We start from the raw sequence: 15674 nt of genomic DNA on the forward strand, positions 1-15674 counted from the left end.
GCCGGCCTCACCGGCTGCCGAACCGCTGCTCCAGCGCCTCCTCGAAGGTCCCCACGCCCACCGCGCGCTCCGGCGTCAGGTTCCCGCCCTCGCGCAACCCCCGGCCCACCGCCCCCGGCATCCGCAGCGGCAGCAGCACCCGCCGCTTGCCCGCCGCCCGCAGGTACGCCTCGGCCAGGTCCCGGTACGACCGCACCCGCGGCCCGCCCACCTCCGGCGCGAACCCGGCGGGCTCCTCCCCCACCAGCCCGACGACCGCCGCCGCCACCTCCCGGACGTCCACCGGCTGGACCCGCGCCCCGCTCACCACCGGGAACACCGGCAGCTTCACCGAGGCGTCGAAGAACCTCAGCACCAGGTCGTGGAACTGCGTCGCCCGCAGCACCGTCCACCCCAGCCCCGACTCCCGCACCAGCCGCTCACAGGCCAGCTTCGTCCTGTAGTACGCGAGCGGCACCCGGTCGATCCCCACGATCGACACGTACACCAGGTGCCGCACCCCCGCCTCGCGCGCCCGCGCCACCAGCGTCCGGACCGCCGCCACGTCCGTCTTCTTCTGCGTGGTCGCGCAGTCCACCACCACCTCGACCCCGGCCATCGCCTCCGCGATCCCGACCCCGCTCACCAGGTCCCCGACCACCCACTCGACCCCGTCACCCCCGCCCCGCGCCCGCCGGCTCAACCCCCGCACCGCCACCCCGCGCGCCGCCAGCAGCCGCACCACCTCCCGCCCCAACGTCCCCGTCGCCCCGGTCACCAGCACCGTCCCGTTCACCACACCACTCCTTCCGCCGGAACGCCTTCACCCCTACGGACCGGCCACGGCCCCGATCCGTGACATCGGCGGTTCGGGAAACGAAAAAGGCGGGGCGAGGACATGAAGTCCTCGCCCCGCCTCAGCGGTGGCTCACCCACGCGGGGTCAGCACCGACGACCGGAGCCGGCGGTCAGAGCCGGCGGCCGCCGACGGTCATCCGATGATCAGCTGCAGCCGCTGGTGGAGCCGCAGCCCTCGCAGAGGTAGCAGCTGCCGGCGCGGCGCATCTTGGTGCCGCAGGAGAAGCAGAGCGGGGCGTCGGCGTTGAGGCCGAGCTGGATCTCCATCAGCTCCGTGGAGTTGTGGGCCTGCTTCGGGGCCGCCTTGGGCGCCTCGACGGCCGGGGCCGGCTTGGCGACCACCGGGGCCGACTGGGCGAGCGACTCGGTGTCGAGCTCCTCGGCCTCCAGCGGCTCGTAGGAGCCCGTCTCCAGGTGGCGCTGGCGCTCCTCGACGGAGTGGATGCCGAGCGCCGAGCGGGTCTCGAACGGCAGGAAGTCCAGCGCCAGGCGGCGGAAGATGTAGTCGACGATCGACTGCGCCATCCGCACGTCCGGGTCGTCGGTCAGACCGGCCGGCTCGAAGCGCATGTTGGTGAACTTGGAGACATAGGTCTCCAGCGGCACGCCGTACTGCAGGCCGACCGAGACGGCGATGGAGAAGGCGTCCATCATGCCCGCGAGGGTCGAGCCCTGCTTGGACATCTTCAGGAAGACCTCGCCGAGGCCGTCGTCCGGGTAGGAGTTGGCGGTCATGTAACCCTCGGCGCCACCGACCGTGAAGGAGGTGGTGATGCCGGGACGGCCCTTGGGCAGGCGCTTGCGGACCGGGCGGTACTCGACGATCTTCTCGACCGCGGCGGCCGGGGTCTCCTCGGCCTTGGCCTCGGATTCCTTCTTCTTGGCCGAGAGCGGCTGGCCGACCTTCGAGTTTTCGCGGTAGATGGCGAGCGCCTTGACGCCCATCTTCCACGCCTCGAAGTAGATCTCCTCGACGTCCTCGACGGTCGCGGCGGCCGGCATGTTGACCGTCTTGGAGATGGCGCCGGAGATCCACGGCTGGATCGCCGCCATCATCCGCACGTGCCCCATCGGCGAGATGGAGCGCTCGCCCATCGCGCAGTCGAACACCTCGTAGTGCTCGGACCGCAGGCCCGGCGCGTCCACCACGTTGCCGTGCTCGGCGATGTGGGCGACGATCGCCTCGATCTGCTCGTCCTGGTAGCCGAGGCGGGTGAGGGCGCGCGGGACGGTGCCGTTGACGATCTGCATCGAGCCGCCGCCGACGAGCTTCTTGAACTTGACCAGGGCCAGGTCGGGTTCGACGCCGGTGGTGTCGCAGTCCATCATCAGGCCGATGGTGCCGGTCGGGGCCAGCACGGAGGCCTGGGCGTTGCGGAAGCCGTTCTGCGCGCCGAGGCGCACGACGTCCTGCCAGGTCTTGTTGGCCGCCAGCCAGACCGGGGCGTCCAGCTCGTCCAGCGAGACGGCGTCGAGCGAGGCGTCCGCGTGCTGCTTCATGACCTGCTGGTGGGCGGTCGCGTTACGGGCGTAGCCGTCGTACGGGCCGACGACACCGGCGAGTTCGGCGCCGCGGCGGTAGGCGGTGCCGGTCATCAGCGAGGTGATGGCGCCGGCCAGGGCGCGGCCGCCCTCGCTGTCGTAGGCGTGGCCGGTGGCCATCAGCAGGGCGCCGAGGTTGGCGTAGCCGATGCCGAGCTGGCGGTAGGCGCGGGTGGTCTCGCCGATCTTCTCGGTCGGGAAGTCGGCGAAGCAGATGGAGATGTCCATCGCGGTGATGACCAGCTCGACGACCTTGGCGAAGCGCTCGGCGTCGAACGTGTCGTCGTCGCGCAGGAACTTCATCAGGTTGAGCGAGGCGAGGTTGCAGCTGGAGTTGTCCAGGTGCATGTACTCGGAGCAGGGGTTGGACGCGTTGATGCGGCCGGACTCCGGGCAGGTGTGCCAGTGGTTGATGGTGGAGTCGTACTGGATGCCGGGGTCGGCGCAGGCCCAGGCGGCCTCGGCCATCTTGCGGAACAGCTTCTTCGCGTCGACGGTCTCGATGACCTCGCCGGTCATCCGGGCGCGCAGGCCGAATTCGGTGCCGTTCTCGACGGCGGTCATGAATTCGTCGGAGACGCGGACCGAGTTGTTGGCGTTCTGGTACTGGACGGAGGCGATGTCGTCCCCGCCGAGGTCCATGTCGAAGCCCGCGTCGCGCAGGGCGCGGATCTTCTCCTCTTCCTTCACCTTGGTCTCGATGAAGGCTTCGACGTCCGGGTGGTCGACGTCCAGCACGACCATCTTGGCCGCGCGGCGGGTGGCGCCGCCGGACTTGATGGTGCCGGCGGAGGCGTCGGCGCCGCGCATGAAGGAGACCGGGCCGGAGGCGTTGCCGCCGGAGGAGAGCAGCTCCTTGGAGGAGCGGATCCGGGAGAGGTTGAGGCCGGCGCCGGAGCCGCCCTTGAAGATCATGCCCTCTTCCTTGTACCAGTCGAGGATCGACTCCATGGAGTCGTCGACGGACAGGATGAAGCAGGCGCTGACCTGCTGGGGCTGCTTGGTGCCGACGTTGAACCAGACCGGCGAGTTGAAGCTGAACACCTGGTGGAGGAGGGCGTGGGTCAGCTCGTGCTCGAAGATCTCGGCGTCGTCCGTGGTGGCGAAGTAGCCGTGCTTCTCGCCGGCGGCGCGGTAGGTGAGCACCACGCGGTCGATGATCTGCTTGAGGCTCCACTCCCGCTGGGGGGTGCCGACGGCGCCGCGGAAGTACTTGGACGTGACGATGTTGACGGCGTTGACCGACCAGAAGTCGGGGAACTCGACGCCGCGCTGCTCGAAGTTGATCGATCCGTCACGCCAGTTGGTCATGACGACGTCACGCCGCTCCCAGCGGACCGCGTCGTACGGGTGCACGCCAGGAGTGGTGTGGATGCGCTCCATCCGCAGACCGCCCTTGGGGGCCTTGCCGCCCTTGGCCGCGGCCTTCTCGGACTTCGACCCGCGTGCGGAACCGCTCGTGGTGTCTGTCACTTCTCGCTCCTCCTCCTGGGCAAACGCCCGTAGTGCCCTGAAAAGTCCGGGCACCGCTGGTTCGTTCTTCCGGTGTGCGGACAGGCGGAGACCCTGCCTGTATTCGCACGGTTTGTAGTGTTCTGCGCCCCGTTTCCGGGCACGCCGGGGCCCCGTGGGGCCGATGTGGTGCGGCTGGGCCCCGACTGGGGGCCGGTGCGCCGGCGCCTCCTAGGGCGCGGCGGCGGAGACGGACACACGGGTGTCGTCCGTCTCCGGGGTGCGGGGCCGTTCTGCGCGGAGTTCCGCGATGGCGGCCTCGAAGTCTTCCAGTCCGTCGTACGCCTGGTACACGCTGGCGAATCGCAGGAAGGCGACCACGTCGAGTTCCTTGAGCGGGCCGAGTATGGCCAGCCCCACGTCGTGGGTGGTCAGCTCGGCGTTGCCGCTGGCGCGTACGCACTCCTCGACCCGCTGGCCGAGCTGGGCGAGGGCGTCCTCGGTGACCGGTCGGCCCTGGCAGGCCTTGCGGACGCCGGTGATGACCTTCTGCCGGGAGAACGGCTCGGTGACGCCGCTGCGCTTGATGACCATCAGCGCGGCCGTCTCCACCGTGGTGAAGCGGCGGCTGCAGTCCGGGCACTGCCGACGCCTGCGGATGGAGCTGCCGTCTTCGGTGGTCCGGCTGTCGACAACGCGGCTGTCGGAGTGCCGGCAGAAGGGGCAGTGCACCTGTGGATCCCTCCATGGCGAAACGGGCGGACCTGTTGAGTCTATGCGATACGACCCCGGCCTCGGCAAGCTGATCATGCGCCGTAACCACTAGTACTGGGCACGGAGAGGACTGTAACCACTAGATGTAGGTCTCCAGGGGAAGCGACACCCCTGGCGTGTCGGCGCCGATTAGACTGCCGGAGTCGAGTTTCGCTCGAACATTTACTCGATGTACAACAAAGCCTTGATCGAGTCAGCCAAGTCCCGAATAATTCACTCGAACGTGTGTTTGGCGCAACCTTTCGATAGGAGGTGCGTTGGGCTGGAAAAGGGGAGAGGACAGCCGACGAGAGGGGCCGCCGTGAACACGATCGAAAGCAACACCATCCCGGTGCAGGAACACTCCCAGTTCAAGGTGGGGCAGCGCACCACGAATCAGCAGAGCGTGGACATCAGCATGGACCGCAGCGAAGACCACCGCCTGTCCGGCACGGCCCTTTCCGGCCCCAACCGCGTGCCCGACCAGCCGATCGAACACTCATCCGCCATGGACGACGCCCACGCCTCGCCCGCCCGCGCGATGCCGGGCCGCCCCCCCGGGATCCGCACCGACGAGGCCGGCCTCACCGAGCGCCAGCGCCGGGTGATCGAGGTCATCCGGGATTCCGTCCAGCGCCGGGGGTACCCGCCGTCCATGCGTGAGATCGGCCAGGCCGTCGGCCTGTCCAGCACCTCCTCGGTGGCCCACCAGCTGATGGCCCTGGAGCGCAAGGGCTTCCTGCGCCGGGACCCGCACCGTCCGCGCGCCTACGAGGTCCGCGGCGTCGAGGTGGCCCGCCCGAACACCGCCGAGACGGCCGGCCGCCCGTCCACCTCCTACGTGCCGCTGGTGGGCCGGATCGCCGCCGGCGGGCCGATCCTGGCCGAGCAGACGGTCGAGGACGTCTTCCCGCTGCCCCGCCAACTGGTCGGCGAGGGCGAGCTGTTCGCGCTCACCGTGCGCGGCGACTCGATGATCGAGGCGGCCATCTGCGACGGCGACTGGGTCACCGTGCGCCGCCAGCCGGTCGCCGAGAACGGCGACATCGTGGCCGCGATGATCGACGGCGAGGCCACCGTCAAGCGGCTCAAGCGCGAGGACGGCCGGATCTGGCTGATGCCGCACAACCCGGCGTACGAGCCGATCAACGGCGACAACGCGACCATCCTGGGCAAGGTCGTCGCGGTCCTGCGCCGCCTCTGAGCATCCGGCGGCCCGCCGCACGCACGACGGGCCCACGACACCGGGAAGGGGCTCCACCGCACGTGCGGGGAGCCCCTCCGGCGTCTTCGAAGGCCTCTACGAAGGCCTCTTCGCGCCCGTCTTCGGCCCGCGACCTGAGCCCCGCGACCTGAGCCCGCGGCCTCAGCCCCGCTTCGTCACCGGCCGCACCGGTGCCGCCGAGGCGTCGATCGCCGCCAGCGAGCGGCGCACCTGGTTGCGGTCCGTGGTGTACCAGAACTCGGGCATCGAGGAGCGGAAGAAGCTCCCGTACCGCTTGGTCTCCACCCGCGGGTCGAGCACCGCCACCACGCCCCGGTCGTCCGCCGCGCGGACCAGCCGGCCGGCGCCCTGCGCCATCAGCAGCGCCGCGTGCGTGGCCGCGACCGCCATGAAGCCGTTGCCGCCGCGCTGTTCGACGTCCTTCTGCCGGGCGCTCATCAGCGGGTCGTCCGGTCGCGGGAACGGGATCCGGTCCATCACGACCAGCTGGCAGGCCGAGCCGGGCACGTCCACGCCCTGCCAGAGCGAGAGCGTGCCGAACAGGCAGGTGGAGGCGTCCGAGGCGAACTCGCGGATCAACTCGCCCAGGGTGTCCTCCCCTTGGAGCAGGATCCGCTGGTCGAGCCGCTCCCGCATCGCCTCGGCGGCCGTCTGGGCGCCGCGCATCGAGGAGAACAGGCCCAGCGTCCGCCCGCCGGCCGCGCCGATCAGCTCGGCCAACTCGTCGAGCATGTCGGGCCGTTCGGGATCGCGCCCGGGATCGGCCAGGTGCTTGGCGACGTACAGGATGCCCTGCTTGGGGTACTTGAACGGCGAGCCGACGTCGATCCCGCGCCAGTGCGGCACCGCGTCCTCGCCGAAGTCGGGGCCGGGCTCCGGGTTGTCCCCGGCTGTCCGGACGTCCGGCAGCCGCGTCTCGGAGGGCAGGCCGACGGAGGCGGCGACGCCGTTGAAGTCCCCGCCGAGCTTGAGGGTGGCCGAGGTGAGGACGACCGAGCGCTCCTTGTACAGGCCCTCGCGCAGCAGCCCGGAGACGCTCAGCGGGGCGACCCGCAGCGAGGCGGTGCCCAGCCCGTAGCGGTCGCTGCGCTCGATCCAGACCACGTCGTACTCGGAATCCTCCAGCAGCCGCTCGGCGGTCTCGTGCACCGTCTCGGCGGAGGCCATCGCCTGCTTGCGGACGGCGTCCTCGTCGCTGAGCGCCTTGTCCCTGGTCTCCCCCAGCGAGCTGATCACCTGGCGGGCGGCGTCCCGGATCGCGGTGACCGCGTACGCCAGGTACTCGGGCAGTTCCTCGACCCGGCCGGGCTGGGCGGTCTCCATCAGGCCGTGGTAGTTCTCGGCGGCGGCCTGCAGGGCGTCGACGGCCTTCTCGTTGGCAAGCCGGGCGGCCCGCTTCACGGCCCGGTTGACCGCGCCGACGGTCAGCTCGGCGGTGGCCGCGCCGGTGACCCGGTTGACCAGCTCGTGCGCCTCGTCCACGATCAGCAGCCCGTGCTCGGGCAGCACCGGCGCGCCCTCGATCGCGTCGATCGCGAGCATCGCGTGGTTGGTGACGACGACGTCCGCCAGCTTGGCCCGCTCCCGCGCCTTCTCGGCGAAGCACTCCTGCCCGTACGCGCAGCGGGTGGCGCCCAGGCACTCCTTGGAGGTGACCGCCAGCTGGGCCCAGGCCTTGTCGGAGACGCCGGGGCTCATGTCGTCGCGGTCCCCGGTGTCGGTCTCCTCGGCCCAGTCGCGCAGCCGCAGCACGTCCTGGCCGAGCTTGCCGGTGGGCCCGCCGAGCGCGTCCACCGGGTCGAAGAGGCCCTCGCCCTCCTCGCTCGGGGTGCCCTCGTTGGCCCGGTGCAGGCACAGGTAGTTGGAGCGGCCCTTGAGCATCGCGAACAGCGGGCGGCGGCGCAGCACCGGATGCAGCGCCTCGACGGTGCGCGGCAAGTCCCGCTCCACCAGCTGGCGTTGCAGGGCGAGGGTGGCGGTGGCGACCACCACGCGGTCCCCGTGGGCGAGCGCGGGCACCAGGTAGGCGAGGGATTTCCCGGTGCCGGTGCCGGCCTGGACGAGCAGGTGCTCGCCGTGGTCGACGGCGTCGGCGACGGCCTCGGCCATCCGGACCTGGCCGGGGCGCTCGACGCCGCCGACGGCCGCCACGGCGGCGTGCAGCAGGTCGGGGATCCGCGAGCGCGGGACGGTGACGGGCTCGCCGGCGTCTTCGCCGAGGTCCGCCGCGAGCTGGGATTCGGAGTCGTTCGTCATGACCCTCCCAGCCTACGGGGCGGGGGTGACAATCCGGTCCCGTCTCGCGGGCAGCCGGACGTCCACCTCCACCAGTGCGTTCGGCACGGTCCCGAACCGGGCGGCGTGCGGGCGGTGCGGGCGGTCCTGGTAGCCGTCGAGGATCAGCCGGTTGCGGTTGAGGCAGAGCCGCTCGATCCGGGGCAGGAACAGGTCGAACAGCTCGAAGCGCTCGCGCAGCTCGGGGAAGCGGTCCTGGTGGCGGCGGATCTCGGCGCGCAGCAGGGCCCAGAACTCGGTCTCGGGCAGTCCGGTCTGCGCCTCCAGCAGCGGGGCAAGGTAGCGGAAGACGCCGATGAACAGCCCGGAGTGGAGGAACTGGCAGAGCCCCTGCGGGCGCTCCCGCAGCAGTACGTCGGCGACCTCGGCGGGCAGGTCGCGCAGCTCGGGCAGGTCCTGCGAGCTGAGGTTGACGTCGTCCACGAAGTCCTTGACCGCGAGCCGGGTCGGGGTGTCCCGTTCGTCGAAGACCACGATGGCGTTCTCGCCGTGCGGGGAGAAGACCAGCCCGTACCGGTAGAGGAAGTGCAGCAGCGGCGGCAGCATCGCGGCGAACAGCCGGCCGGTCCACTCGGCCGGGGTGAGGCCGGAGCGGGCGATCAGTTCGGCGGCGAGCGCCCGCCCGTCGGAGCCGGTCTGCAGCAGGGCGGCGAGGGTGCGGGCCCGCTCGCCGCCGTCCAGGCAGGGGCCGAGCGGTTCGCGCCAGATCGCGCCGAGCAGTTCCTTGTACTGGTACGGCGCCTCGGGCATCTCCCGGTACAGCGGGTGGTCGACGGTGACGGAGGCGATCTCGCCGAGCAGGATCACCCGGCACTCGTCGCGCAGGAACGGGTCGGCGTCGCGCAGGCCGTGCAGCCAGGCGGTGACGGCGGGCGCGGCCAGGGTGCGTTCGGTGGGCAGGCCGCGCCAGACCAGGGTGTTGAGGATGGACAGCGGCAGTTTGACGGTGCAGCGCTCGGGGCGGGCGGTGTTGAAGAAGGAGCGGATGGACTGCTGGGGCAGCCGTGGGGCGCCGTCCGAGGGCAGCGGGACGATCTCACCGGAGGCGATCCAGGGCGCGAACAGCGGCAGGATCGTCTCGTCCCACTGCCAGGGGTGGACGGGCAGCAGCAGGTAGTCGTCGGCGTCCGGGCCGAGCGCGGCGCGCAGCGCGTCCACGTCGTCCAGCTCGCGGGCGTACAGCTGCTCGGGCCGCTCCAGGCCGGGCACGCCCCGGTACTCGGCGAGCCGGCGGTGGACGGCGATCCAGGGCAGCGGGCGCGGGCTGCGGGCCTCCGGGCTCCAGCGGGCGGCGTCGGCGGCGGAGAAGCCGATCCGGCCCTTGTTGGGGACGATCCAGGGGTGGCCGCCCTGCCGGCCCTCCAGTGCGGGGTGGTCGAGCTCGGCGAGTTCGGCGGCGGTGAGCGCGGTGGCGAGCTGGCGGGCGTCGGCGGTCAGGGTGGCGGAGAGCTCGCGGATCAGGTGGGCGGTGGTCTCGCCGCGCATCCCGAGGGTCTGCCGGGCGTACGGGAGGAAGCGCAGCGGGTCCAGGCCGTCGGGGCGGGAGCAGCGGACGGATTCCGGGTCGACCTGCCAGCCGTCGTAGGCGCCGCGCCGGGCGGTGAACCGGTACTCGGCCTCGGGCAGTTTCAGCAGGTACTCGCCGTCGAGGGCCCCGGGGACGGGTTTGAGCAGTTCCTCGTAGGCGAACTCGCCGAGCATCTTGGCCAGCAGGGCGCGGCCGGCCCGCTGCCAGTGCCCGGCGGTGAGGTGCGGGGGCAGGTAGAGCGGCGGTTCAGCGGCCGACGGTTGCGGCACGGGTCAGCTCCTGGGGGCGAGGGAGGACGGGGGTCAGGTCGAAGGGGGCGGGGACGGGCGGTGCCGGGACGGGCGGTGCCGGGACGGGCGGTGCGAAGCCGGTCCACGCGGTGCGGTCGGGCAGCCGGTGGACGGTCCGCCCGGTGACGGCGTTGAGGATCACGGCGGCCCGGTGGGCGCCGAGCCCGAGGTCGGGGGTGCCGACGCCGTGGGTGTGCAGTTCGGCGTTCTGGACGTAGAGGCCGCCGGTGAGCCCGGGCCGGGTGGCGACGCGGTGGTCGAGGTCGACCCGGTAGCGTCCGGCCTCGTCCCAGTCGATCAGGTCGGCGAGCGGTTCGAGGGCGGCCGGGCGGGCGGCCCGGTAGCCGGTGGCGAGGACCAGGGCGTCGGTGCGCAGGACGTGCTCGGCGCCGGAGTCGGTGTGCCGGCAGTGCAGTTCGAGGCCGCCGCAGGGGCCGGGGCGGGCGTCGGTGACGGCGGTGCCGGGGGTGATCTCGACCGGGGCGGTGTCGATCGGGCGGCCGATGGTGCGCTCGTAGAGGTGGTCGTGGATCTCGGCGAGGGTCTCGGCGCTGGCGGCCTTGTGGAGCTGCCACTGGGCGGTGACCAGGGCGTCCCGGACGGGGCCGGGCAGGCCGTGGAAGTAGCGGGTGTAGTCGGGGGTGAAGTGCTCCAGGCCGAGCTTGGAGTACTCCATGGGCGCGAGCGCCCGGGTGCGGGTGAGCCAGCGCAGCCGGACGCCGTCGCCCTCGTGGCGGCGGAGCAGGTCGAGGAAGACCTCGGCGCCGGACTGTCCGCTGCCGACCACGGTGATGTCCCGGGCGTCGGCCAGGTCGGCGCGGCGGTCCAGGTAGTCGGCGGAGTGGAAGGCCCGCGGATGGCCGGCGAGGCCGGCGAAGGCTTCGGGCAGCACCGGGCGGGTGCCGACGCCGAGGGCGAGGCTGCGGGCCCGTACGGAGGACCGTCGCCCGGTCGCGGTGTCGGTCAACTCGACCCGGTAGAACGGGGCGTCCCAGTGCAGGGCGGTGACTTCGGTGCCGAAGCGGCAGTTGGCCAGCCGCTCGGCGGCCCAGCGGCAGTAGTGGTCGTACTCGCGGCGCGGCAGCTGGAATCGCTCGGCAAAGTAGAACGGGAACAGCCGGTCCTGTGCGCGCAGGTAGTTGAGGAAGGACCACGGGTTGGTCGGGTCCACCAGCGAGACCAGGTCGGCGAGGAACGGCACCTGCATCCGGGCTCCGTCCACCAGCATCCCGTGGTGCCAGCGGAACTCCGGGCGCTGGTCGCAGAAGAGCGTGCGCAGTCCGGGGACGGGCTCGGCGAGCGCGGCGAGCGAGAGGTTGAACGGACCGATGCCGACGCCGAGCAGGTCGTACGGCGGCGGCGATGCTGGGGTGTCCACGGGGTGTCCTAGGCGGGGTCGGGGCCAGGCAGGTCGGGGTTGGGGCGGCGGGGCTGGGCGGCGGCGCTGGGCAGGTCAGGGGCCGGACGGGGGCTGGGCGGGCCGGGGCGCCCGGACGCGCACCATCAGGGCGGCACGCTTGTCGGGCAGGTCGAGTTCGGCGGCCGCCCGGAACCCGGCCCGTTCGAAGGCCCGGACCGAGCGCCGGTTGCGGATGTCCGGTTCGGCGACGACCCGTTCGCAGGACGGGCGGCGGCGCAGGATCCGTTCGGCGAGGGCGGCCAGCAGGACGGCGCCCAGCCCCCGGCCGCGACTGGCGGCGGGGCCGAGCAGCAGGTGGACGCCGGTGTCGTGCGGCCGGGCCGGGTAGTGCGCGGCCAGCGGGTCGAGGTCGGCGCGGTAGACCTCCCAGTAGCTCATCGGCTCGCCGTCGAGCAGGCCGAGGCAGGGGACGCTGCGGCCGTCGCCGTCCAGCTGGGCCCGGACGTGCCGGCCGGTGGTCTCCGGCGGCCCGGCGAGCTCCCAGAAGGCGGCGACCTCGGGGTCGTTCATCCACCCGGTGAGCAGTTCCAGGTCGGCGGGCAGCCGGACCGGGCTGAGCCGGAACTCGCCGGCCGGGGTGGGGATCGCGCCCCATCCGGGCAGGTCGTCCAACATCAGCCACCCGCCACCGGGTTGGGGATGTCCACGTAGACGGACTGGCTGGCGACCGGGCCGACCAGCTCGTCCATGCCGTTGATCCGGGTGAGCAGGTTGGCCTTGCAGGGCAGCGTGGGCGCGTCCAGCAGCAGCCCGGGCAGGGCCGAGCCGGTGGCGGCGACCTGCGGCCCGGCCAGGAACCGGCGCAGCGCGGCCAGCAGCACCGTTTCGTCGGCGAGTTGCTGGGAGCCGAGGGCGCCGATCAGGCCGAGGACGTGGTTGATGCCGAGGTAGTAGGCGAAGTGGTGGTCGATCACCGGGTCCGGCAGGAAGGTGTCGCTGTCGGCGCCGAGCCCGGGCAGCCGGGCGGTGAGCCGCTCGGCGGCGCTCTCCCGGTAGTAGTAGCCCTGGTTGTCGCGGTAGCGGCCGCCGCTGGGCCAGCCGTCGCCGTCCAGCAGGACGAGGCTGTTCTGCTGGTGCGCCTCCAGGGCGATGCCGCCCCGGCCGTCCAGCCACAGGATGGGCAGGACGACGGCGTCCAGGTAGCGCAGGAACCATTCGGCGGCCACGGTCGGCAGCGGGCGGCCGCAGCGCGCGGCGAGCGTCCGCAGGGTGTCGCCCAGCCGGGAGGGCACGGTGTCGCCGGTGCCGAGCGGCTGTTCGGCGACCAGTCCGGCGACGCACAGCGCGCGCTCGGCGGGCGCGAAGGGCTGGGCGCGCAGCACGGTGTCCAGGCCGCCCGGGTCGCCGAGCGCAGGGTGGTCGACGCCGATCCAGGCCGGGTCGCGGACGATGTCGAAGCCGGGGTGGGCGGCCCGCCACTCGGCGGCCAGCCCGCTCTCCAGCAGCCGGTGCATCTCCAGGCCGCGGTGCAGTTCCTTGCGCAGGTTCTCCCGGCGGGAGTTGGTGATCCGCAGGCCCAGCGAGAGCTTGAGCATCCACGGGGTTCCGGGCCGGTAGACGGTGCGGACCGAGGAGGTGGGGTACCAGGGCTCGCCGGCCGGGCCGAGGTCGTGCAGCAGCCCGTCCGCGAGCAGGGCGGCGACGGCCGGGCGGTGGGTGAGTTCGCGGGCCTGCCAGGGGTGCAGCGGGAGGGCGGCGGTGCCGGGCGGCAGCGCGAGGCGGCCGTCGAGCAGGCCGGCGGTGAGCTGTTCTGCGCTCTCGGTGACGGCGGATCCCGCGGCGAGCAGTTCGCGGTCCACGGCGTACCAGTGGAGTCGGAAGGAGCCGTGCAGTTCGGGCGAGTAGGCGGCGCTCTGCGCCGGGCCGAGGCCGTCGCGGCTCTTCGGGGTGGGGTGCAGCGGGTGGCCGAGCAGCAGGGACTGCTCGGCGGCGAGGAAGTGCGAGCGCTCCGGTCCGCCGGGCGCGGCGGTGGTGCGGCGGTGGGCGAGGATCTCGGCGGTGCGGACGACCGAGTCGGCGACCCGGCCGGCGAGGTCGGCGACCTGTCCGGGGTCGGGCCGCTCGGCGGCCGCGGCGGCGAGCAGCGCGGCGGCGGTGACGGCGTCCACCGGAGCGTCGGCGCCCTCCCCCGCGACACTGCCCTCGCCGACCGCGAGGGTGGCCGGGCCGAAGCGGTGCCAGCCGCCGGGCGACCAGTAGCGGACCGGGGCGGTGAGCCGGGCGGCCCCGCCGAGGACGGCGATCCGCAGCCGGCCGTCCGGCCCGGGCCGGGCCCCGGTCTCCCGCGTCCAGCAGCGCAACAGGGCTTCCACGGCGGCCTGTTCGGCGGCGACGACGGGATCGGGGTGCAGCAGCGGGTCGGGTTCGGGCCGGCCCTGCGCGCTCGCCTCGGGGCGCTCGGGGTCCGGCACCGACTCCCTGCCCCGGCCTGACGGTTGGGAGGTGCCCCTGCTCTCCGGTGTTCTCCCCCCGCCGTCGGCCGGGGGTGTCCCCACCGCCCGCTGGTCGCTCGTCGCTTTCGGCGTCGGCGCGCCCTTCGGCTCCCGAGAGGGCTCCGTCGGCTGCGGCGGTTCGGGCGGGGCTCCGGTGAGGGCGGTGCTCAAGGCTGCTCCTTGGGGCGCGTGGGGGTGCGGACGCGCACTGTGGTGGGAGGGGTCGGCGGGCGCTCGCACCGTTCGCGTCAGGTAAGGGTTACCTATCCCTGAGGGGTGATCACAAGGACGGCTCACTCGTCCGGGTGAAGATCGGGGATTGTCCACCACCGGGGCGAAAAGGCCTGCTGCGCCAACGAGCCGACCGGGCCGCATCACGGATCGGTGACCTCCGGCCGGCGCCGCAACCCGGGGGGTGGGCACGGCCGTCCTCGTCTGCGGTGGAAGACTCCAGGGCGGCGGGCCGCCGCACCACGGTCCGGCCGCGCACGGTCGGCCCGGCACCGACCGGCCCCACGCCGACCGCCCGACCCAGCACCGACCGACCGAGCACCGACCGACCCGGCACACACCGAGCCGCCGCACACCGACCCGGCACCGACCGAGCCGGCACCGACCGACCGAGCACAGGGGGAAGCGCACAGATGCCTACGATCCACCGGTCAGCCCTGGCCGCCGCCGCGGTCGCGGGAACCCTGCTCGCCGTGAGCGCCTGCGGGCCGGACGGCCCGGCGGGCGACGGGGGAGGCAGCGCCGCGCCGCCGCCCTCCTCGGCCGCGGCGAACGGCGGCACCGGCGGAGGCGGTGTGATCGGCGGGATCACCCTCCCGTCCGGTCTGCCGACCAGCCTGCTGGAGGGCCTGCCGAGGACCTGGGACGACCTGAAGAAGTGGAAGTTCGAGGACTGGGACACCTGGGCGTCCAAGCACGTCTTCAACAACCCGGTGGTGAAGGACTTCTGGGACCCGGACAAGATGGGCGACTCCAAGCCCGCCGAGCCGGCCCCGCCCGCCGCCAAGCCCTCCCCGGCCACCCCGAAGCCCGCCACCGACGACGGCGTGACCGACCCCGAGCCGCCGACGGTCAACGCCGTCGCGATGCCCCGCCCGTACACCAAGCAGCCCTCCGGCAAGGTGTTCTTCTCCGCCAAGGGCGGCCGCGGCAACTGCTCGGCGACGGTGATCGCCGACCCGCAGCACCCCGGCAGGAGCAACCTGGTCTGGACGGCCGGCCACTGCGTGCACGAGGGCAAGGGCGGGAGCTTCTACAAGGACCTGGTGTTCGTGCCCGCCTACAACAACTCGGGTGCCTCCAGCGGCGGCAAGCGCGCCCCGCTGTCCGAACTGGCCCCGCTCGGCACCTGGTGGGCCGACCAGGTCACCACCTCGCCGCAGTGGATGGTCGAGGGCGGCGGCACCGGCGACGCCGCCAACCAGTACGACTTCGCCGTCATGCGCGTGCACAACCAGAACGACACCGGCAAGTCCCTGGAGGAGACGGTCGGTTCGGCCGTCCCGGTGTGGTTCGACGCCCCGCGCGACAAGGTCAGCGTGTCGGCCGTCGGCTACCCGCTGCTCAAGCCGTTCGACGGCCAGGAGCTGTACAGGTGCGACGGCGGCAAGCCGACCCGGCTCTCCTTCGACGCCAAGCGCCCCACGATGCTCACCATCGGCTGCAACATGACCCAGGGCTCCAGCGGCGGCGGCTGGTTCGCCACCATGCCCGACGGGAGGACCGCCCTGGTCAGCAACACCTCGATCGGCACCGAGGGCCACACCTCGCTCAGCGGCCCGTACCTGGAGACGGTCGCCAAGCAGGCCCTGGACTGGATCTCCAGGAAGCAGTAGCCGCCACCGGGGGGCGGTACGGAAACACCAGCACAGCACGGGGGACGATGCAG

10 protein-coding genes are annotated in these 15674 nt (G+C 72.7%); 2 read left to right on the plus strand and 8 right to left on the minus strand.

Translation table 11 applies throughout. The features are described from left to right. Positions 1–7: 7 nt before the first annotated feature. The 3 genes from ACZ52R_RS29015 to nrdR all read right to left on the minus strand — a co-directional run bounded on the left by ACZ52R_RS29015 (position 8) and on the right by nrdR (position 4563). Positions 8–775 (minus strand): SDR family oxidoreductase, encoded by a 768-nt coding sequence (locus ACZ52R_RS29015; protein ID WP_465623186.1) that lies wholly within the window; start codon positions 773–775, stop codon positions 8–10. A 206-nt stretch (positions 776–981) separates the two neighbouring features. Beyond that, entirely contained in the window at positions 982–3852 is a 2871-nt protein-coding gene (locus ACZ52R_RS29020) for a vitamin B12-dependent ribonucleotide reductase (RefSeq protein WP_465623188.1), read from the minus strand. Positions 3853–4062: 210 nt separating this feature from the next. After that, positions 4063–4563, minus strand: a complete 501-nt coding sequence (gene nrdR / locus ACZ52R_RS29025) for a transcriptional regulator NrdR (RefSeq protein WP_360505213.1) — start codon at positions 4561–4563, stop codon at positions 4063–4065. A gap of 439 nt (positions 4564–5002) precedes the next feature. On the opposite strand from nrdR, the gene lexA reads away from it, so the two are divergent. After that, positions 5003–5788, plus strand: a complete 786-nt coding sequence (lexA, locus tag ACZ52R_RS29030) for a transcriptional repressor LexA (protein ID WP_465623249.1) — start codon at positions 5003–5005, stop codon at positions 5786–5788. A gap of 162 nt (positions 5789–5950) precedes the next feature. On the opposite strand, the gene ACZ52R_RS29035 is transcribed toward lexA, so the two are convergent. The 5 genes from ACZ52R_RS29035 to ACZ52R_RS29055 all read right to left on the minus strand — a co-directional run bounded on the left by ACZ52R_RS29035 (position 5951) and on the right by ACZ52R_RS29055 (position 13753). Beyond that, on the minus strand, positions 5951–8065 hold the full coding sequence (locus ACZ52R_RS29035) for an ATP-dependent DNA helicase (protein WP_465754427.1): 2115 nt from the start codon (positions 8063–8065) through the stop codon (positions 5951–5953). Positions 8066–8077: 12 nt separating this feature from the next. After that, positions 8078–9901, minus strand: a complete 1824-nt coding sequence (locus ACZ52R_RS29040) for an IucA/IucC family protein (RefSeq protein ID WP_465754428.1) — start codon at positions 9899–9901, stop codon at positions 8078–8080. Continuing rightward, a complete protein-coding gene (locus ACZ52R_RS29045; RefSeq protein ID WP_465754429.1) occupies positions 9879–11300 on the minus strand; it encodes a lysine N(6)-hydroxylase/L-ornithine N(5)-oxygenase family protein in 1422 nt (473 codons plus the stop codon). Before ACZ52R_RS29045 ends, ACZ52R_RS29040 begins: the two co-directional genes overlap by 23 nt. A 75-nt stretch (positions 11301–11375) precedes the next feature. After that, on the minus strand, positions 11376–12065 hold the full coding sequence (locus ACZ52R_RS29050; RefSeq protein WP_396289675.1) for a GNAT family N-acetyltransferase: 690 nt from the start codon (positions 12063–12065) through the stop codon (positions 11376–11378). Further along, a complete protein-coding gene (locus tag ACZ52R_RS29055) occupies positions 11957–13753 on the minus strand; it encodes an IucA/IucC family protein (protein ID WP_465754430.1) in 1797 nt (598 codons plus the stop codon). Before ACZ52R_RS29055 ends, ACZ52R_RS29050 begins: the two co-directional genes overlap by 109 nt. Before the next feature lie 665 nt (positions 13754–14418). Here ACZ52R_RS29055 and ACZ52R_RS29060 point away from each other — a divergent pair. Then, positions 14419–15621, plus strand: coding sequence for a trypsin-like serine peptidase (locus ACZ52R_RS29060; RefSeq protein WP_465623197.1), 1203 nt, complete (start codon positions 14419–14421; stop codon positions 15619–15621). Positions 15622–15674: the final 53 nt, after the last annotated feature.

The sequence above is a fragment of the Kitasatospora sp. NPDC034023 genome, from assembly GCF_055575795.1.

Bases quoted from the DNA above. Each gene is read 5' to 3' on its own strand.
- lexA (WP_465623249.1), top strand. From the start codon at position 5,003: ATGGACCGCAGCGAAGACCACCGCCTGTCCGGCACGGCCCTTTCCGGC.
- ACZ52R_RS29035 (WP_465754427.1), bottom strand. From the start codon at position 8,065: ATGACGAACGACTCCGAATCCCAGCTCGCGGCGGACCTCGGCGAAGAC.
- ACZ52R_RS29060 (WP_465623197.1), top strand. From the start codon at position 14,419: ATGCCTACGATCCACCGGTCAGCCCTGGCCGCCGCCGCGGTCGCGGGA.